The organism is Photobacterium sp. R1 (assembly GCF_054600795.1).
The window spans coordinates 58,469-76,310 of record NZ_BAAHZP010000018.1 but is presented as its reverse complement, the minus strand read 5'-3'; the positions used below and the strand labels follow the sequence as shown (position 1 = coordinate 76,310).

At 55.1% G+C, this 17,842-nt stretch carries 16 protein-coding genes; 11 read left to right on the top strand and 5 right to left on the bottom strand.

Going from position 1 to position 17,842, the window contains the following annotated elements:
* Window positions 1-126 precede the first annotated feature (126 nt).
* Both trkA and ACYP03_RS21450 read left to right on the top strand, forming a co-directional pair.
* Window positions 127-1,503: a Trk system potassium transporter TrkA gene (gene trkA, locus ACYP03_RS21455; RefSeq protein WP_036752583.1), complete on the top strand. Its 1,377-nt coding sequence runs from the start codon at window positions 127-129 to the stop codon at window positions 1,501-1,503.
* Between the two features lie 6 nt (window positions 1,504-1,509).
* Window positions 1,510-2,955, top strand: coding sequence for a TrkH family potassium uptake protein (locus ACYP03_RS21450; RefSeq protein ID WP_248144758.1), 1,446 nt, complete (start codon window positions 1,510-1,512; stop codon window positions 2,953-2,955).
* Window positions 2,956-2,978: 23 nt separating this feature from the next.
* Here the strand turns inward: ACYP03_RS21450 and trhA are convergent, their stop codons facing one another.
* Both trhA and ACYP03_RS21440 read right to left on the bottom strand, forming a co-directional pair.
* Window positions 2,979-3,647: a PAQR family membrane homeostasis protein TrhA gene (gene trhA / locus ACYP03_RS21445; RefSeq protein ID WP_459782054.1), complete on the bottom strand. Its 669-nt coding sequence runs from the start codon at window positions 3,645-3,647 to the stop codon at window positions 2,979-2,981.
* A gap of 105 nt (window positions 3,648-3,752) precedes the next feature.
* Entirely contained in the window at window positions 3,753-4,547 is a 795-nt protein-coding gene (locus ACYP03_RS21440) for a sporulation protein (RefSeq protein ID WP_248144776.1), read from the bottom strand.
* 157 nt (window positions 4,548-4,704) lie between these two features.
* Between ACYP03_RS21440 and ACYP03_RS21435 the strand changes: the two genes are divergently transcribed.
* The 4 genes from ACYP03_RS21435 (at window position 4,705) to ACYP03_RS21420 (ending at window position 8,336) form a co-directional block, all read left to right on the top strand.
* Window positions 4,705-4,971, top strand: a complete 267-nt coding sequence (locus ACYP03_RS21435) for a YihD family protein (protein WP_248144756.1) — start codon at window positions 4,705-4,707, stop codon at window positions 4,969-4,971.
* A 167-nt stretch (window positions 4,972-5,138) separates the two neighbouring features.
* Window positions 5,139-6,569, top strand: coding sequence for a cytochrome c oxidase accessory protein CcoG (gene ccoG / locus ACYP03_RS21430; protein ID WP_459782053.1), 1,431 nt, complete (start codon window positions 5,139-5,141; stop codon window positions 6,567-6,569).
* A gap of 101 nt (window positions 6,570-6,670) precedes the next feature.
* Window positions 6,671-7,660, top strand: a complete 990-nt coding sequence (locus ACYP03_RS21425; protein WP_330961678.1) for a serine/threonine protein kinase — start codon at window positions 6,671-6,673, stop codon at window positions 7,658-7,660.
* Window positions 7,661-7,733: 73 nt separating this feature from the next.
* Window positions 7,734-8,336 carry a thiol:disulfide interchange protein DsbA/DsbL gene (locus tag ACYP03_RS21420; RefSeq protein ID WP_459782052.1) on the top strand — a complete coding sequence of 201 codons (603 nt, stop codon included), beginning with the start codon at window positions 7,734-7,736 and terminating at the stop codon, window positions 8,334-8,336.
* Window positions 8,337-8,411: 75 nt separating this feature from the next.
* Here the strand turns inward: ACYP03_RS21420 and ACYP03_RS21415 are convergent, their stop codons facing one another.
* Both ACYP03_RS21415 and ACYP03_RS21410 read right to left on the bottom strand, forming a co-directional pair.
* Window positions 8,412-8,696, bottom strand: a complete 285-nt coding sequence (locus ACYP03_RS21415; protein ID WP_459782051.1) for a hypothetical protein — start codon at window positions 8,694-8,696, stop codon at window positions 8,412-8,414.
* A gap of 106 nt (window positions 8,697-8,802) precedes the next feature.
* A complete protein-coding gene (locus ACYP03_RS21410) occupies window positions 8,803-10,329 on the bottom strand; it encodes a YifB family Mg chelatase-like AAA ATPase (protein WP_459782050.1) in 1,527 nt (508 codons plus the stop codon).
* A 416-nt stretch (window positions 10,330-10,745) separates the two neighbouring features.
* Between ACYP03_RS21410 and ilvG the strand changes: the two genes are divergently transcribed.
* From ilvG to ilvA, 5 genes are all read left to right on the top strand, one after another.
* A complete protein-coding gene (ilvG, locus tag ACYP03_RS21405; protein ID WP_459782049.1) occupies window positions 10,746-12,395 on the top strand; it encodes an acetolactate synthase 2 catalytic subunit in 1,650 nt (549 codons plus the stop codon).
* Window positions 12,392-12,652, top strand: a complete 261-nt coding sequence (ilvM, locus tag ACYP03_RS21400) for an acetolactate synthase 2 small subunit (protein WP_248144750.1) — start codon at window positions 12,392-12,394, stop codon at window positions 12,650-12,652. Before ilvG ends, ilvM begins: the two co-directional genes overlap by 4 nt.
* A gap of 15 nt (window positions 12,653-12,667) precedes the next feature.
* Window positions 12,668-13,603 (top strand): branched-chain amino acid transaminase, encoded by a 936-nt coding sequence (locus ACYP03_RS21395; RefSeq protein ID WP_459782048.1) that lies wholly within the window; start codon window positions 12,668-12,670, stop codon window positions 13,601-13,603.
* A gap of 78 nt (window positions 13,604-13,681) precedes the next feature.
* On the top strand, window positions 13,682-15,523 hold the full coding sequence (gene ilvD / locus ACYP03_RS21390) for a dihydroxy-acid dehydratase (protein WP_459782047.1): 1,842 nt from the start codon (window positions 13,682-13,684) through the stop codon (window positions 15,521-15,523).
* 5 nt (window positions 15,524-15,528) lie between these two features.
* Window positions 15,529-17,082, top strand: a complete 1,554-nt coding sequence (gene ilvA, locus ACYP03_RS21385; protein ID WP_248144774.1) for a threonine ammonia-lyase, biosynthetic — start codon at window positions 15,529-15,531, stop codon at window positions 17,080-17,082.
* A gap of 76 nt (window positions 17,083-17,158) precedes the next feature.
* On the opposite strand, the gene ACYP03_RS21380 is transcribed toward ilvA, so the two are convergent.
* On the bottom strand, window positions 17,159-17,539 hold the full coding sequence (locus tag ACYP03_RS21380; RefSeq protein WP_036751176.1) for a helix-turn-helix transcriptional regulator: 381 nt from the start codon (window positions 17,537-17,539) through the stop codon (window positions 17,159-17,161).
* Between the last annotated feature and the right edge of the window lie 303 nt (window positions 17,540-17,842).

The window sequence follows — 17,842 nt, the reverse complement described above, 5'->3', positions numbered from 1 at the left end:
TTGCAAAGTTAAGTCTTTGTGCAAACTGGCTAAAAATGCTGCTTCTCTCGCCAAGGCAGTGTACCCTAGGGCTTTTGCCCTTATTGGCAACTGTATCGATCTGAGACCATTTATCAGGCAACAGCTATGAAAATTATCATCCTTGGCGCAGGCCAGGTCGGCGGGACGCTGGCTGAAAACCTGGTCGGCGAGAACAATGACATCACCATTGTCGATTCCAATCCGGAGCGGCTGCGGGAATTGCAGGACAAGTACGATCTGCGGGTCGTGCAGGGCTATGCCAGCCATCCCCGTACCTTACGCGATGCCGGCGCCCAGGACGCAGACATGCTGGTGGCGGTGACCAATTCCGATGAAACCAACATGATTGCCTGCCAGATTGCTTTCTCGCTGTTCAACACCCCAAACCGGGTCGCCCGGATCCGCTCACCGGAATACCTCAAGGAAAAACATCAGCTGTTCCATACCGACGCCGTACCGGTTGATCACCTGATCGCACCGGAAGAACTGGTCACCGGATATATCGAACGTCTGATCGCCTATCCGGGAGCCCTCCAGGTGGTGGGCTTTGCCGATAATAAGGTCGGGCTGGTGGCGGTCAAAGCCTATTACGGCGGTCCGCTGGTGGGCAACGCCCTGTCGGCTTTGCGCGAACACATGCCGCATGTCGACACCCGGGTGGCAGCTATTTTCCGTCAGGGCCGACCGATCCGTCCGCAGGGAACCACTATTATTGAAGCCGATGACGAAGTCTTCTTCGTGGCGGCCAGCAACCATATCCGCTCCGTGATGAGTGAACTGCAGCGGCTGGAAAAACCCTATAAACGCCTGATGATTGTCGGCGGCGGCAACATCGGAGCCGGTCTGGCCAAACGGCTGGAAAACAGCTATAGCGTCAAACTGATTGAGCGCAACCCGCAGCGGGCGGAAAGCCTGTCCGAAATGCTGACTAATACCATTGTGTTCTGCGGAGATGCATCGGATCAGGAGCTGCTGAGCGAAGAACATATCGAGCAGATTGACGTCTTCATTGCCGTCACCAACGACGATGAGGCCAATATCATGTCGGCTATGCTGGCCAAACGGATGGGGGCCAAAAAAGTCATGGTGCTGATCCAGCGCGGCGCTTACGTCGATCTGGTTCAGGGCGGCACCATTGATATCGCGATTTCACCACAGCAGGCAACCATTTCGGCCCTGCTGACCCACGTGCGGAAAGCGGATATCGTCAACGTCTCCTCCCTGCGCCGCGGCGCCGCCGAAGCAATTGAAGCCATTGCTCACGGCGATGCCACCACCTCAAAAGTGGTTGGGAAAGCCATCGGAGACATTAAACTGCCGCCGGGCACAACCATCGGGGCCATCGTCCGCGGTGATGAGGTACTGATCGCCCACGACCGTACCGTGATTGAGCAGGATGACCACGTGGTGATGTTCCTGGTCGACAAGAAGTACATCCCTGATGTGGAACGTCTGTTCCAGCCAAGCCCGTTTTTCCTGTAAGCAGCTATGGTCAATTTACGTCCCATTCTCTTCGTGATCGGGTTGGTGCTCTCCAAGATCGCCCTGTTCATGTATCTGCCCACCATACTGGCCTTCCTGACCGGTACGGGGGGCTTTATCGATTTTGCTACCGCAGTCATCATCACACATATCGTGGCCTTTACCTGCCTCAGTCTGGGTAAAGTGAAGGAGTTCAAACTCGGGGTCCGGGATATGTTCCTGCTGACCACCCTGGTCTGGACGGTCGCCAGTGCGTTTGCGGCGCTGCCCTTTATGCTGATTAACCACATCAGCTTTACCGATGCCTATTTCGAAACCATGTCCGGGATCACCACCACAGGCTCCACGGTGCTGAGCGGACTGGATGACATGGCGCCAAGTATTCTGCTGTGGCGTTCAACCCTGCAATGGCTGGGCGGGATCGGATTTATCGTGATGGGGGTCGCCATCCTGCCAATGCTGAACGTCGGGGGGATGCGCCTGTTCCAGACCGAATCGTCGGACTGGTCGGAAAAAAGCTCACCGCGGACCAAAAACGTTGCCAAGAACATTGTAACGGTCTATCTGAGTCTGACCCTCATGTGCATCCTGGGCTACATGTGGGCGGGCATGAACACTTTTGACGCCATCAACCATGCCTTTACGACGCTATCGACCGGCGGCTATTCAACGTCTGATGGCTCCATGAATCACTTTTCCCCGGCTGCACACTGGGTGGCGATCATCTTCATGTTTGCCGGTGGCCTGCCGTTTCTGCTGTTTGTACAGGCACTGCGAAAACGCCACCCGGGCGCTCTGTTCCGGGATGCCCAGGTGCGGGGATATACCATCACCATTGTGATCGTCAGTCTGATGGTCGCCATGTGGCTGTGCTGGCAGGATGGCTATGATTTCAGCCACGCGATCCGGGTGTCCATGTTCAACATCATTTCCGTGGTCACCACCACAGGGTTTGGACTGGAAGATTTCACGGCCTGGGGGGCCTTCCCGACCGTTATTTTTGCCTTCATGATGCTGGTCGGCGGCTGCTCCGGTTCAACTGCCGGCGGATTCAAGGTCTTCCGTTTTCAGGTCGCGATTGCCCTGCTGCGCAAGCAGCTGATGCAGTTAATCCACCCGTCCGGGGTCTTTATCCAGCGTTACAACCAACGCCCGGTTACAGATGGCATCGTCCGTTCCGTGGTGGCCTTTGCCCTGACGTTCATCATGACCATCATCATTATTGCCGCGCTGCTGGCCATGCTGGGACTGGATCCGGTCACCGCCATCAGCGGTTCAGTCACGGCGGTCGCCAATGTAGGACCCGGCATGGGAACCGTCATCGGACCGACCGGAAATTTTGCGACGTTGCCAGATGCTGCGAAATGGCTGCTCAGCCTTGGCATGCTGATGGGACGACTGGAGATCCTGACTGTGCTGGTGCTGGCATTCCCGGCGTTCTGGAAAAACTGATCTGCTGAATGGGTTGCCGGGCTTTACAGCCCGGCGGTCGGCGCCACATACCAGTAAATCGCCAGAAAGTGACACACCGTGCCGCCCAGCACAAACAGGTGCCAGATAGCATGGTTATAAGGGATTTTTTTGTTCACATAGAACACCACCCCCAGCGAATACACCACGCCGCCAACGGCCAGCAGCACCAGCCCGGCAGTTGACATGGCCAACGCCAGCGGATAGACCGCCACCAGGGACAGCCAGCCCATCGCCAGATAAATCACCAGCGACAGCCGCTTGAAGCGATAGACAAACGCGACTTTGAAAATGATCCCCAGCAGGGCAACCGTCCAGATCACCGCCATCAGGGTGACCGCCAGCGGCGTCCGCAGCGTGATCAGCAAAAACGGGGTGTAGGTGCCGGCAATCAGCAGGTAAATGGCACAATGATCCAGGGTTTTCAGAACCCGTTTCGCACTTTCAAAGGGAATGGCGTGGTACAGGGTCGATGCGAGATACAGCAAAATTATGCTGGCGCCGTAAATGCTCAGACTGGCAACACTCAGCGCATCTGCATTCACTTCAACCGCCCGCATCAGGAGCATCACCAGCGCCACAATGCCGAAAATCATCCCGGCACCATGGCTGAGGCTATTGGCCAACTCTTCGGCCACGGAATATGAATAAGCAGTTTTCTGTTGTCTGGGCATGAGCGCTATCCGCTGTCTTTATAATTCCAGCAGTATGGCACAGTTTAGCTTACACTTGTAAGCTGAATTTCATGGCGCCGTTGTGACAACGGTGCCACACCTTCATCACTGATCGTCAATCTGCTCCAGATACGCGAGAACCCGTTCCCCGGCCTCCGCCGGACTGACCGTCTGAGGGATTGCTAACTGCCGCTTGAGCTCACCGCTACCAAGCAGTCTGGCCAGCATCCCGCTGACGCCGCGCTGACGGCGATCGATGGCAAACCACAGTTTCAGGTAGTCGCCGTCAACCTGAGTGATCAGTTCCAGTTCCCGCCAGCAGCCGTGATAAGGACCGGCGACCGGAACAAACTCAAACACCTGAACAAAGGGCAGGGCGAAACCATCTGTGGCTTCACATTCCACCTGCAACAGCCGGAATCCGGCCTGCTCAAGGGCAGAAAATACGGCATCCAGCAGCGGGTCCGGCCGTATCGTCAGCGGATCCTTGTCCTTGGGATCCAGCGCCAGCGGAATATCCAGGTGAGTTTCCAGCCAGACACCGGAGTCTCCAATGGTGATCGGCGTATTCACGGGCAGATCAAAACGGCAATCAAACTGGCGCTGCTCTCCCGCCCGGAGCGTGAACGCCTCCGGAAGGCTCCACTGCGCCAGAGTATAGGTCTGCTTCACTTTTTCCATCCGGCGTTCGCTGTCGCCTCGGCTGACCGGCATTTCGTCCTCATAGCGGCAGCACAAATACAGATGAATGTTATCTACCGCCTGATCCACTTTGCCACCTTTCACATCAATACGCACCGGCAGGCTCTCGCCGGGCAGCAGGACTTCCGTTTCCAGTACAGTATCAACTCTGGCACCGCCTAACCCCAGACTGGCCAGTGTTTTATGAAAAAGTGACATCATGACTCCTTGTCAGTATTTATCGGTCACGCAAAGGTATGAAACCAGTTTATCTGCCCATTCCGACTTCATCAAGCCACCGGATTGATTGGTTTCAGGGTGCAATTGACCTCTGTTATAATCCCCACAAAGTATAAGCTTATAGAAGGAAGCTGGCATGGCCGAACACCGCATCACAGAATTACTGGCACTGCTCCAGCCATACTGGCAGCAATACCCAGAACTGAATCTGGCCGCCTTACTGGATCAACTGGCCAAAGAAGCAGGTTTCGTAGGACCGCTGAATGAACTCAGCGACGACATCCTGATTTATCAACTGAAAATGTGCGGTGAAGGCCAGGACTCCATGATTCCGGGTCTGGCGAAAGACTGCGAAACCGATTTCAAAACGGCGCTGCTGAAAGCCAGAGGCGTGCTCAAATAAACCATATCATTAATAAGCTTTTATCCGTGCGTTTTTTGAGCGAGGTAGAATATTCAACCAGTTAGATAAGATATAATCACGTTTTATTCCCAATGAACCATGATTGCCCAGGCCATGTACCCGGGCGACGAACGCCAGTATTGGCAATGCCCAAGGAATGCAATGTCATGAGCCAAGAGAGAATTAACATCAAGGATATCACTCCCAAGGAGTTTAATCCGAAAACCCATAAAGGCGGGGACGACCGCTTTAACCCAAGCAACCGCATTTATGTGCGGGCCATGAAAGGAGCTTACCAGCAACTGCGTCAGCGGATGGGCTGGCTGATGATGGGCCTGTTTCTGGCACTGCCCTGGATCACTTACAACGGACGGCAGGGCATCCTGCTCGATATCGGCCGCCAGCAATTCAACATCTTCGGAACCACTTTCTGGCCACAGGATCTGACACTGCTCGCCAGCCTGTTTATGGTTGCAGCTTTCGGACTGTTTTTTATCACCACCTTTTTAGGCCGCGTCTGGTGTGGCTATATGTGTCCGCAAACGGTCTGGACCTTTATCTACATCTGGTTCGAAGAAAAACTGGAAGGCCCGGCCAACAAACGCCGGACTCAGGACGGTAAATCGCTGACCCGGGAACTGTTGGTGCGCAAGAGTCTCAAGCACATTGCCTGGCTGGCGGTCGCACTGATCAGCGGTCTGACTTTCGTCGGTTACTTCCTGCCGATCCGAGAGCTGTTTGCCGATTTCTTTACCTTCAATGCCAGCTTCCTGGCTGCCTTCTGGGTCCTGTTTTTCACCTTCTGTACCTACGGCAACGCCGGCTGGATGCGCTCGATCGTCTGTATCCACATGTGTCCGTATGCCCGTTTCCAGTCGGCCATGTTCGATAAAGACACCTACATTGTCGGCTACGACGCAGCCCGCGGTGAGAACCGGGGTCCGCGCTCACGCAAAAAAGATCCCAAAGAACTGGGGCTGGGCGACTGTATCGACTGCAACCTCTGTGTCCAGGTCTGCCCGACCGGAATCGACATCCGTGACGGCCTGCAATACGAGTGCATCAACTGCGGTGCCTGCGTCGATGCCTGTAATCAGACCATGGACAAAATGGGCTATCCGCGCGACCTGATCAGCTACACCACAGAGCACAAGCTTGAAGGCCATAAAACCAAAGTGATGCGACCCAAACTGATAGGCTATGGCGTGGTCATGCTGGCGATGTTTGGTCTGATGGCCTATCTGATTGCGACCGTGCAGCCGATGGGGCTGGATGTGATCCGTGACCGGAATCAGCTGTTCCGGATCAATACGGCAGGGCTGGTGGAGAATACTTACACCCTGAAAATCCTCAACAAAACACAGCAGGATGCAACCTATAACCTGAGTGTTGAGGGGCTGGAAGGCGTCGAATGGTATGGCCCGAAACAGGTTCATGTGGAAGCGGGTGAAATCTTTACCCTGCCGATCAGCCTGGGAGTCGACCCTTATGAGCTGGCTCGTCCGATTGTCGACATCCGCTTTGTGATGGAACAGCAGGACGACGACGACGTGAACCGCTTAATCACCGACAGCCGGTTTATCGGTGAGCTGCGATAAGCCATATTTGGGTGCAAAGTTAAGTAAATAAAGGGCCGCTTACGGCCCTTTTTCATTATGCTGTATACTGATGCAACCTTTTTAAAGATGGCTGTAACACCATGACAGCACTAGATGATTTCAGCTTTGCCGACCTGACCCCGGATCAGCTGCTCAATGCACTGGAAAGCATCGGCGTCTATGCCGCCTCCGGGCTGTTGCCGCTGAACAGTTATGAAAACCGGGTGTACCAGTTTACCGACGATGAAAACCGCCGTTTTGTGGTGAAATTCTATCGGCCACAGCGCTGGACCGATGCGCAGATCCAGGAAGAGCACGATTTTGCCGCCGAGCTGGCCGAGCAGGAAATCCCGCTTGCCGCACCACTGATGATGCACGGCAATACACTGCACCACTTCGAGCAACACAGGTTCGCACTTTTCCCGAGCTTGGGCGGGCGTCAGTTTGAGGTCGATAATTTTGACCAGATTGAACAGGTCGGTCGTTTCCTGGGCCGGATCCACAAGGCAGGTCAGCAACGGACTTTTATCCACCGCCCGACAATCGGTCTGGATGAATACCTCCTACAGCCCCGGAGCGTACTGGCACAGTCCGGCTTTATTCCGGCGCATCTGGAAGATGCATTTTTTCAGGATCTCGATCGCCTGATTGCCGCACTCACTGAAAGATGGCACAACAACTGGCAGCCACTAAGGATCCACGGTGACTGCCATCCGGGTAACATTTTATGGCGAGACGGCCCGCTATTTGTCGATCTGGACGATGCCCGAAACGGCCCTGCCGTTCAGGACTTGTGGATGCTGCTCAACGGCGACCGCGCCGATCAGCTGGCCCAGCTTGATACTCTGCTCGAAGCTTACGGAGAATTTGCCGATTTTGATCCCCGTGAATTGCAACTTATTGAACCATTACGTGGTCTCAGAATGGTGCATTACATGGCATGGTTAGCAAAACGCTGGCAGGATCCGGCCTTCCCGCGTGCATTCCCCTGGTTTGCTGATGCAAAATACTGGGAAGGGCAAGTCCTTGCCATCAAAGAACAACTGGCAGCCCTCGACGAGCCGCCACTGCAGCTGATGCCCCAATGGTGATCAGTCTGACTTAAATCCGAACGCTGGTGCCTGTATCAGGCACGGCATTGATTTTTCAGGGAGAACCCGATACATGTTTAAACAACTTTTCGCACTGGCAACCGCAGCGCTATTGTCTTTTTCGGCTTATGCCGCCCAGTTTACCGAAGGCGACTACTATCAGGTACTGGAACAACCAAAATCTTCCAATCAGGTGGTCACTGAGTATTTCTCGTTTTACTGCCCGCACTGCTACAACTTCGAACCCCTGATCCAGCAGCTGAAAACCAAACTTCCGGACAATGCCAAGTTCCAGAAAAACCATGTGTCCTTCATGGGCGGTAACATGGGTACTTCCATGAGCAAGGCTTATGCAACCTCCGTGGTCCTGGATATTGAAGACAAGCTGATCCCGGTTCTGTTCAGCCAGATCCACAAGCTGAATAAAGCACCGCGTAACGACGAAGAACTGCGTCAAATCTTCCTGGACAACGGTGTCAAAGCTGAGGATTTCGATGGTGCCTTCAACAGCTTTGCTGTGAACTCGATGGTCAATCGTTACAACAAAGGCTTCCGTGACAGTGGCCTGACCGGCGTCCCATCGGTTATCGTCAACAATAAATACTTGGTAAAAACCGACAAAGTGAAATCAGCCGATGAGTACTTCGAGCTCATCAACTTCCTGCTGAAAAAATAAGTCTGATTTCTCGATGAAAAAAGGGCCGGATGGCCCTTTTTTTATATCTAAATGAATCTGGAAAGCGAACAACCACTAGATCCTGAGCTGTTTGCTGAGCCAGTCACAGGCCCTCATAGAGTAATACATCAAGAAAACAAACCCCAAACCTATCAGAAAAATAAGACCAATAACCAACCACTTATTTGTCATCTCCATTACGGGAGCATTAATATCCACACCAAAAAAGTTAGGGAGCATATTGATAAATATTGTGACCAAGGCGCCATCAATCGCAAATGCAACATTCATCAGTATGAAACGCAGAAAACGATAAAACTTTGTCCGTCCTTCTGCGATTGAAAATGGATGATCTTTCATATCAACTTCCGATTTAAATACTCGTCAACATTACCACCAAACCCAACAAATCAAATTAAAATCAATCTCTTAATTTAGCAACCAGCATTATACGCAGAAGATCGGTTCACACCACCTGACTCGTCAATTGCTTCAGCAATCGATCCATGGCGCGGTAGCCTAATGCCTCAGCCAGATGCGCCCTTTCAATGTCAGGCTTACCGGCCAAGTCGGCGATAGTGCGGGCGACTTTAATAATCCGGTGATAGGCGCGAATCGACAGCCCGAGTTGATGCAGGGCGGTTTCGAGGAATTCCGCATCAACTTTGGCCAGGGCACAGTGTTTATCCAGCTCACGGGTTCCCAGAAGGGCATTGATCTTACCACTGCGGTGATGCATCCGACTGCGGGCCTCAGCCACTCTTTCCTTAATCACAGGCGTGGCTTCGCCTCGATCGCCGCCCTGCGCCAGTGTTCCCCGAGGCAGGGCTGGTATTTCAATCGACATATCAAACCGGTCCAGCAAAGGGCCGGAGAGTCGTCCCAAATAGCGCAATATCGCCTGAGGATTAGTGCGCGCCTGGCTGCCTTCGTAGTAACCGGTCGGACTGGGATTAAGTGCCCCGATGAGCTGAAACCGTGCCGGAAAGGTGGTTTTGCTGCTGGCACGAGAAATCACGATCTCGCCAGATTCAAGCGGTTCCCGTAAAGAATCCAGTACTTTCCGCTCAAACTCCGGCATTTCATCTAAAAACAAAATGCCGTTATGAGCCAGCGAGATTTCACCGGGGCGGGGGATCGAACCGCCGCCGACCAGTGCTGCCATTGAACTGGAATGATGCGGTGCCCGAAACGGACGATTGCGCCAGTTACCGGCATGGAGCGACTGAGCGGTCAGAGAAGTAATGGCAGCGGTTTCCAGTGCTTCCTCAACAGCCATCTCGGGCAGCAGATCGCACAGCCGCGAGGCCAGCATCGTCTTACCGGTGCCGGGCGGGCCGACAAACAGCAGGTTGTGTCCGCCTGCAGCTGCAATTTCCAGCGCCCGTTTTCCCTGCTGCTGACCGATAATGTCCTGCATGTCCCGGCCGTGATTTACCTGCTCGCGCTGTCCCGGTTCCCGGCAATGCAGCGACAAGGCCTCCTGTCCGCACAGATAAGCGCAGACCGCCAGCAAACTGGCGGCTGATTTGTGTCTGTCGCGGCCCACCAGCGCGGCCTGATCTCCATTGGCATCCGGCAAAACCAGACAACGGTTGGCCTCTTTGGCCGCCAGTGCGGCGGGCAGGGCGCCTTTCACGGGCCGCAGTTCACCGGAAAGCGCCAATTCCCCTAAAAATTCATGATCGTGCAGCTTACTATCCGGAATCTGCCCGGAAGCTGCAAGAATACCCAGAGCGATAGGCAGATCAAACCGACCGCCTTCTTTCGGCAAGTCCGCGGGCGCCAGATTGACCGTAATCCGCCGGGCCGGAAATTCGAAATTGGCATTCACGATGGCACTTCTGACCCGGTCTCTCGCTTCCTTCACCGTCGTCTCCGGCAGCCCGACCAGATTCACCGCAGGCAGACCATTACTGAGGTGAACTTCCACGGTAACAGCCGGAGCATCAACTCCGACACAAGCCCTACTGTGCACGATTGCCAGCGTCATTTTCATCCCCTTGAATATCGAAATTAACCACCTTCTCACTAAATATCTGAGGTGAGGCAGCACAATGTCTGCAAGATATCCAATGCGTATTGAAAATAACCACAACAAATTTCTTGTCATGCGACGAAAGTCTGTGATAAGACTAAAGGCGCACAACATCTATACAAGAATTTTGGACAGACAAGTCAATGCTATTTAACCTCAACCTACTAGTCCTCATTATCAACGTCATCGTGGTGATTATTTCACCGCGACGGGGGCTGGCAGGCGGAAAATAGCACACAAGCAAACACACGCAGAAAAAGCCCCCGCACCGAAAGGTCCGGGGGCTTTTTTCATACCTGAGCCGGGAAAAGACTGCACCAAACCAATAAATCGCAGCAACCGGCCAAGGTCATCCAAAACAGGGAGCCATGATGACAGGCGCAGAGTTAGTAGTAGAAGCCTTGAAGCAACAAGGGGTGAGCACCGTATTCGGATATCCGGGCGGCGCAATCATGCCCATCTATGATGCCTTGTACGACGGCGGACTCCGGCATGTTCTGTGTCGCCACGAACAGGGAGCCGCCATGGCCGCCATCGGCTATGCCAGAGCCAGCAACACCCTTGGTGTCTGCCTGGCGACCTCAGGACCGGGCGCTACCAACCTGATCACCGGACTGGCTGATGCCATGCTCGATTCCATACCGCTGGTTGCCATTACCGGTCAGGTCGCCAGCCCGATGATCGGCACCGATGCCTTTCAGGAAGTGGATGTACTGGGCATGTCACTGTCATGCACCAAACACAGCTATCTGGTCACAGATCCGAGCGAGCTGCCAGCTGTGCTGAATGAAGCCTTTGAAATCGCCCAGAGCGGTCGGCCGGGTCCGGTGCTGGTCGATATCGCCAAAGACGTCCAGCTGACTGCAATTGACCATCCGCTGGCACCGCTGCACGAAGCGCCAGCCTTACCTGCCACCGATCCGGAACAGTTTGCACTGGCACAGCAATTGTTAGCCGACAGCCAGCGTCCAATCCTTTATGTCGGCGGCGGCGTCCAACTGGCGGGTGCAGTCGATCAGGTCCGCGATTTCCTCGCCACCACACAGATGCCGGCGGTATCGACCCTGAAAGGCCTGGGCGTTGTCGACAAAGATTATTCCTATCATCTGGGCATGCTGGGCATGCACGGCACCAAAGCCGCGAATCTGGCGGTCCAGGAATCTGATCTGCTGATTGCGGTCGGTGCCCGCTTTGACGACCGGGTAACCGGCAAGCTGGATACCTTCGCGCCCCATGCCAAAGTGATTCATCTGGATATCGATCCGGCCGAACTGGGCAAACTGCGCCGTGCCCATGCCGCCCTGCGTTGCGATATCAGCACAGTGCTGCCCCAGCTGGCCCGCCCGATGTCACTGGTACCATGGCAACAGCACGTCACCAGTCTGATGTCAGAAAACGGCTGGCGCTATGACCATCCGGGCGAGCAGATCTACGCGCCGCTGCTGCTGAAACAGCTGTCAGACACGATGGACGACCGGACAGTGATCAGTACGGATGTCGGCCAGCATCAGATGTGGGTCGCGCAGCATGTTGCCCATCGTCAGCCCCACAACCTGCTGACCTCTGCCGGTCTCGGCACCATGGGCTTCGGTCTGCCGGCGGCCATCGGCGCCAAACTGTCCCGCCCGGATGATCAGGTGGTGCTGGTCTCCGGCGACGGCTCTTTCATGATGAATGTGCAGGAGCTGGGCACCATCCGCCGTCTGGGCCTGCCGGTGAAAATTATCCTGCTGGACAACCAGCGTCTGGGCATGGTCCGCCAGTGGCAGGAACTGTTTTTCGATGGCCGCTACAGCGAAACCATTCTGTCCGATAACCCGGATTTCGTCACCCTGGCCAGTGCCTTCGGCATCCCGGGCCAGACCATTACGCGCAAGGAAGAAGTTGGTCCGGCGCTGGAGACCCTGCTGGCAAGCGAAACAGCCTATCTGCTGCACGTTGCCATTTCTGAAGCTGATAACGTCTGGCCACTGGTTCCCCCCGGTGGTGCCAACCACGACATGATGGAGGAACCACAATGACTCAGCATACTTTAACGATCCAAGCTGCCAGCCGTCCTGAACTCCTGGAACGTGTTCTCCGGATCACACGCCACCGCGGATTCATGGTAAAACAGTTTTCAATGGCGCATAGTGAAGACTATAAGTCCGTCGACATTGAAGTCACGGTCGATAGTGAGCGTCCCATCCTTGCTCTCTACAATCAGTTGGACAAATTGTGGGATGTCACCGGCGTTACTATTTTAGAGCAGCAACAAAAACAACAAATCAGCGCATAACGAAAGGATTAGACAATGGCAAACACAGCAGATTACATCTGGTTCAACGGCGAAATGGTTCCTTGGCAGGACGCGAAAGTTCACGTGCTGACCCACGCTCTGCATTACGGCACTTCCGTTTTTGAAGGCATCCGTTGCTATGACACCCCGAACGGTCCGATCGTCTTCCGTCATCGTGAGCACATGGCCCGCCTGAAAGATTCAGCCAAAATCTACCGCTTTCCGATCCCGTATACCGTGGATGAACTGATGGAAGCCTGCCGCGAGACCCTGCGTGCCAACAAACTGACTTCTGCTTACATTCGCCCGCTGGGCTATGTCCCGAATGTCGGTCTTGGCGTTTGCCCGCCAAACGGCACCGAAATGGACCTGATTATTGCAGCCTTCTCCTGGGGTGCGTATCTGGGCGAAGAAGCCCTGGCGAACGGGGTGGACGCCATGGTGTCCAGCTGGAACCGCGCGGCACCCAATACCATTCCGACAGCAGCCAAAGCTGGCGGGAATTACCTGTCTTCACTGCTGGTGGGAGGGGAAGCCCGTCGTCATGGCTATGCAGAAGGCATCGCGCTCGATGTGCGCGGCTACCTCTCCGAAGGAGCCGGTGAGAACATCTTCGTCATCCGCAACGGTGTGATTTCCACGCCACCGGCCACCAGCGCCATTCTGCCGGGTATCACCCGCGATGCGATCGTGACCCTGGCAACCGAAATGGGCTACGAAATCCGCGAGGAAAACATTGCCCGTGAAGCCCTGTATCTGGCCGATGAAATCTTCATGACCGGTACCGCCGCTGAAATCGTTCCGGTTCGCAGTGTGGATCAGATCACCGTGGGTGAGGGCAAACGCGGCCCGATCACCGAGAAAGTCCAGTCGGCATTCTTCGGCCTGTTCAACGGTCAGACCGAAGACAAATGGGGCTGGCTGGATCCGGTCTACCCGGCCGAAAAATAAACCACACTATAATAAGCAAGCACAACAATGTCCCGCCGGTATCTTGCATACCGGCGGCTCAAAAAGGAATTTCACGTTATGCCTAAGTACCGCTCCGCCACCACCACCCACGGCCGAAATATGGCCGGTGCCCGCGCCCTGTGGCGTGCCACCGGAGTCAAAGATGAAGATTTTGGCAAACCCATCATCGCCGTTGTTAACTCCTTTACCCAGTTTGTACCGGGCCACGTGCACCTCAAAGATCTCGGCCAGCTGGTTGCAGCCGAAATCGAAAAAGCCGGTGGGATTGCCAAAGAATTCAACACTATTGCCGTCGACGACGGTATCGCAATGGGCCACGGCGGCATGCTGTATTCCCTGCCGTCCCGCGAGCTGATTGCCGACTCGGTCGAATACATGGTCAACGCCCATTGTGCCGATGCCATGGTCTGTATTTCTAACTGCGACAAAATCACCCCGGGGATGCTGATGGCCTCTATGCGCCTGAACATTCCGGTGATCTTCGTTTCCGGCGGCCCGATGGAAGCCGGCAAAACCAAACTGTCGGATCAGATCCTCAAACTGGATCTGGTTGATGCCATGATCCAGGGCGCCGATCCGAAAGTTTCCGACGAACAAAGCGAGCAGATCGAACGATCCGCCTGTCCGACCTGCGGATCCTGCTCCGGCATGTTCACAGCCAACTCCATGAACTGCCTGACTGAAGCCCTGGGTCTGAGCCAGCCGGGCAACGGCTCCTGTCTGGCCACCCATGCCGACCGTAAGGAACTGTTCCTGACCGCAGGCCAGCGGATTGTCACGCTGACCAAACGCTACTACGAGCAGGACGATGCCAGCGTCCTGCCGCGCAATATCGCCAATAAACAGGCCTTCGAGAATGCTATGGCGCTGGATATCGCCATGGGCGGTTCAACTAATACGGTGCTGCACCTGCTGGCCGCCGCGCAGGAAGGCGAAATCGATTTCACCATGGAAGATATCGACCGCATGTCACGCAAGGTTCCGCACCTGTGCAAGGTGGCGCCATCAACCCAGAAATATCACATGGAAGATGTCCATCGTGCGGGCGGGGTTTACGGCATTCTGGGTGAACTGGATCGTGCTGGACTGCTGCACAATGATGTCCCGAACGTGCTGGGAATGACGCTGGCCGAAGCACTGACGCAGTACGATATCAAGCAAACCGACTCCGAAGCCGTACAGTCTTTCTTCCGTGCCGGTCCGGCCGGGATCCGGACCACACAGGCATTTTCTCAGGACTGCCGCTGGGACAGTCTGGATGATGACCGCGAGAACGGCTGTATCCGCAGCAAAGAACACGCCTTCAGTCAGGACGGCGGTCTGGCGGTGCTGTCCGGTAACATGGCGATTGACGGATGTATTGTCAAAACCGCCGGTGTGGACGAAAGCTGTCTGACCTTTGAAGGCCCGGCGGTTGTATTCGAAAGCCAGGAAACTGCCGTGGAAGGAATTCTGGGCGGCAAAGTCAAAGCAGGCGATGTGGTCATCATCCGCTATGAAGGTCCGAAAGGCGGCCCGGGTATGCAGGAAATGCTGTATCCGACCACCTATCTCAAGTCGATGGGACTGGGCAAGGACTGCGCCCTGATCACCGACGGTCGTTTCTCCGGTGGCACCAGTGGCTTGTCAATCGGTCACGTGTCTCCGGAAGCGGCCAATGGCGGCACCATCGGTCTGATTGAAGACGGCGACCGGGTAGCGATCGACATTCCAAACCGCAGCATCGAACTCAAAGTTGATAACGCGATGCTGGCCAAACGCCGTGCCGCTGCTGATGCACGCGGCTGGAAACCGGTAGATCGCCAGCGTACAGTGTCTTTTGCCCTGCGCGCCTATGCCAACCTGGCCACCAGTGCTGATAAAGGTGCGGTTCGCGACAAATCCAAGCTGGAAGGGTAAGTATGATGAGTGAGCTGACACAGGCCAGAGCCGCTGAGTTTCTCAGCGGGGCTGACTATTTAAGGGAGACGCTGCGCGCACCGGTCTACGAAGTGGCGCAAGTCACCCCGTTGCAGGAGATGGAGCGGCTGTCCAGCCGGTTGGGCAACCGTATCCAGATCAAGCGTGAAGACCGCCAGCCCGTGCACTCATTCAAACTGCGCGGTGCCTACAATATGATGTCCCAGCTGACACCGGCACAGCGTCAGGCCGGTGTGATTGCGGCTTCGGCAGGCAACCACGCTCAGGGACTGGCACTGTCCTCCCGCCAGCTGAACGTGAAAGCCATCATTGTGATGCCGCGGACCACCCCGGATATCAAGGTGGAGGCTGTCAAAAGCTTCGGCGGCGAAGTGATGCTGCACGGCAGCAACTTTGATGAAGCGAAAGCCTATGCCATTGAGCTGGCAGAAAAACATCACTACACCTTCATTCCCCCGTTCGATCACCCGGCAGTGATCGCCGGGCAGGGCACGATTGGGATAGAACTGGTACAACAGAACGGCCACCTCGACTATGTTTTTGTGCCCGTCGGAGGCGGCGGTCTGGCGGCAGGCGTGTCGGTCCTGCTCAAGCAGCTGATGCCGGAAATCAAAGTGATCGGCGTGGAAGCCGAAGACTCCGCCTGTCTGCGGGCCGCGCTGGATGCCGGTGAACCGGTCACACTGGATCAGGTCGGGCAATTTGCCGACGGGGTCGCGGTGAAGCGCATCGGTGATGAAACCTTCCGTCTGTGTCAGCAGTATCTGGATGATGTCATTACCGTCAGCAGTGACGAGATCTGTGCAGCGGTCAAAGATATCTTTGAAGACACCCGGGCCATCGCCGAGCCATCCGGCGCGCTGGCGCTGGCCGGCCTGAAGAAATACAGCGAACAGCATCAGGTGAAAGGCAAACAGCTTGCCTCGATTTTGTCCGGTGCCAACCTCAACTTCCACGGCCTGCGCTATGTGTCGGAACGCTGTGAACTGGGTGAAAAACGAGAAGGACTGCTGGCTGTCACCGTACCGGAACGGCCGGGCGCCTTCCTTGATTTCTGTCGCCTGCTGGGCGGCCGGGCGGTTACTGAGTTCAACTACCGTTACAACGATGACACCCTGGCCAATGTGTTTGTCGGTATTCGCCTGATCCAGGGACAGGAAGAACTGGACAGCATCATTACCGATCTGCGCAAAGGCGGTTATCCGGTGGTGGATCTGTCAGATGACGAGATGGCCAAAGTGCACGTTCGCTATATGATTGGCGGCCGGCCGTCCAAACCGTTGCAGGAACGCCTCTACAGCTTTGAGTTTCCCGAATATCCGGGCGCGCTGCTCAGATTCCTGACCACGCTGGGCACCCACTGGAACATCAGCCTGTTCAACTACCGCAACCATGGCGCTGACTACGGCCGGGTCCTGTGCGGTTTTGAACTGGAAGATCACGACCTGCTGTCGTTCACCAGCCACCTGCGTGAACTGGGTTACCAGTGGAAAGACGAGACCGACAACCCGGCCTACCGCTTTTTCCTGGCCCAATAAGCGACAAAAACAGCCCCGCATGTCGGGGCTGTTTTCTCTTGCTGATTCGTCATTCCCTGATGATTACCGGGCGATTTCAGGACTTATCTTTTTGTGTCAGCGCACGGGTATATTCCGCCATGAAACTGGCCAGGTTGATACTCTGCTGCAAAATCACATTCCGGGCCGAATGGGGCAACCGGCTGAAATACTGCAACAGGCGATCAATTTCTTCTTTATATTCACTTTCCAGAATCTCGAGTCCCTCATCACCGTAAACAAACCAGGTCAGCGGCCGCTCGGTGATTTCCGAAATCGCTGACAGCAAACGCACCTTGGGTTCCGTCTTTCCGGTTTCCAGGTCCAGATAAGTTTGCCGCGCCACGCCCAACTGCTGGGCCATATGTACCTGAGTCAGGCCTTTCCACTCTCGCGCTTCCTTGATTCGCGAGGCGATCATCGCTTTAGGATCTGTCATCAATACCTCCACCACTGCAATATGTACTGACCAAAGGCCAGCATAAAATCAGCCAACTCAGGAGCTATTATTTTTTTATTTATTATCAGCACGTTATATGAAGCCACATTCTCATCTTGCAAAGTGCAATGCAAAACCGGAAGGATTCAGGCAAAGCGTCTGATTTCGCAAATAAAAACGTCACTTCTGTATTCAATCATAGACGCTGGGGATCAGGGCGGAGCGGAAACCGAATCCAGGCGCCACAATTGACGCCTTTATCTCAACGCTAAGACAGGGTTGTCTGACTCAGCAGTCACTGAC

Excerpts from the sequence above, each read along its gene's own strand:
- trkA (WP_036752583.1), top strand. The coding sequence starts at position 127 with ATGAAAATTATCATCCTTGGCGCAGGCCAGGTCGGCGGGACGCTGGCT.
- ACYP03_RS21450 (WP_248144758.1), top strand. The coding sequence starts at position 1,510 with ATGGTCAATTTACGTCCCATTCTCTTCGTGATCGGGTTGGTGCTCTCC.
- trhA (WP_459782054.1), bottom strand. The coding sequence starts at position 3,647 with ATGCCCAGACAACAGAAAACTGCTTATTCATATTCCGTGGCCGAAGAG.
- ACYP03_RS21440 (WP_248144776.1), bottom strand. The coding sequence starts at position 4,547 with ATGTCACTTTTTCATAAAACACTGGCCAGTCTGGGGTTAGGCGGTGCC.
- ACYP03_RS21435 (WP_248144756.1), top strand. The coding sequence starts at position 4,705 with ATGGCCGAACACCGCATCACAGAATTACTGGCACTGCTCCAGCCATAC.
- ccoG (WP_459782053.1), top strand. The coding sequence starts at position 5,139 with ATGAGCCAAGAGAGAATTAACATCAAGGATATCACTCCCAAGGAGTTT.
- ACYP03_RS21425 (WP_330961678.1), top strand. The coding sequence starts at position 6,671 with ATGACAGCACTAGATGATTTCAGCTTTGCCGACCTGACCCCGGATCAG.
- ACYP03_RS21420 (WP_459782052.1), top strand. The coding sequence starts at position 7,734 with ATGTTTAAACAACTTTTCGCACTGGCAACCGCAGCGCTATTGTCTTTT.
- ACYP03_RS21415 (WP_459782051.1), bottom strand. The coding sequence starts at position 8,696 with ATGAAAGATCATCCATTTTCAATCGCAGAAGGACGGACAAAGTTTTAT.
- ACYP03_RS21410 (WP_459782050.1), bottom strand. The coding sequence starts at position 10,329 with ATGACGCTGGCAATCGTGCACAGTAGGGCTTGTGTCGGAGTTGATGCT.
- ilvG (WP_459782049.1), top strand. The coding sequence starts at position 10,746 with ATGACAGGCGCAGAGTTAGTAGTAGAAGCCTTGAAGCAACAAGGGGTG.
- ilvM (WP_248144750.1), top strand. The coding sequence starts at position 12,392 with ATGACTCAGCATACTTTAACGATCCAAGCTGCCAGCCGTCCTGAACTC.
- ACYP03_RS21395 (WP_459782048.1), top strand. The coding sequence starts at position 12,668 with ATGGCAAACACAGCAGATTACATCTGGTTCAACGGCGAAATGGTTCCT.
- ilvD (WP_459782047.1), top strand. The coding sequence starts at position 13,682 with ATGCCTAAGTACCGCTCCGCCACCACCACCCACGGCCGAAATATGGCC.
- ilvA (WP_248144774.1), top strand. The coding sequence starts at position 15,529 with ATGAGTGAGCTGACACAGGCCAGAGCCGCTGAGTTTCTCAGCGGGGCT.
- ACYP03_RS21380 (WP_036751176.1), bottom strand. The coding sequence starts at position 17,539 with ATGACAGATCCTAAAGCGATGATCGCCTCGCGAATCAAGGAAGCGCGA.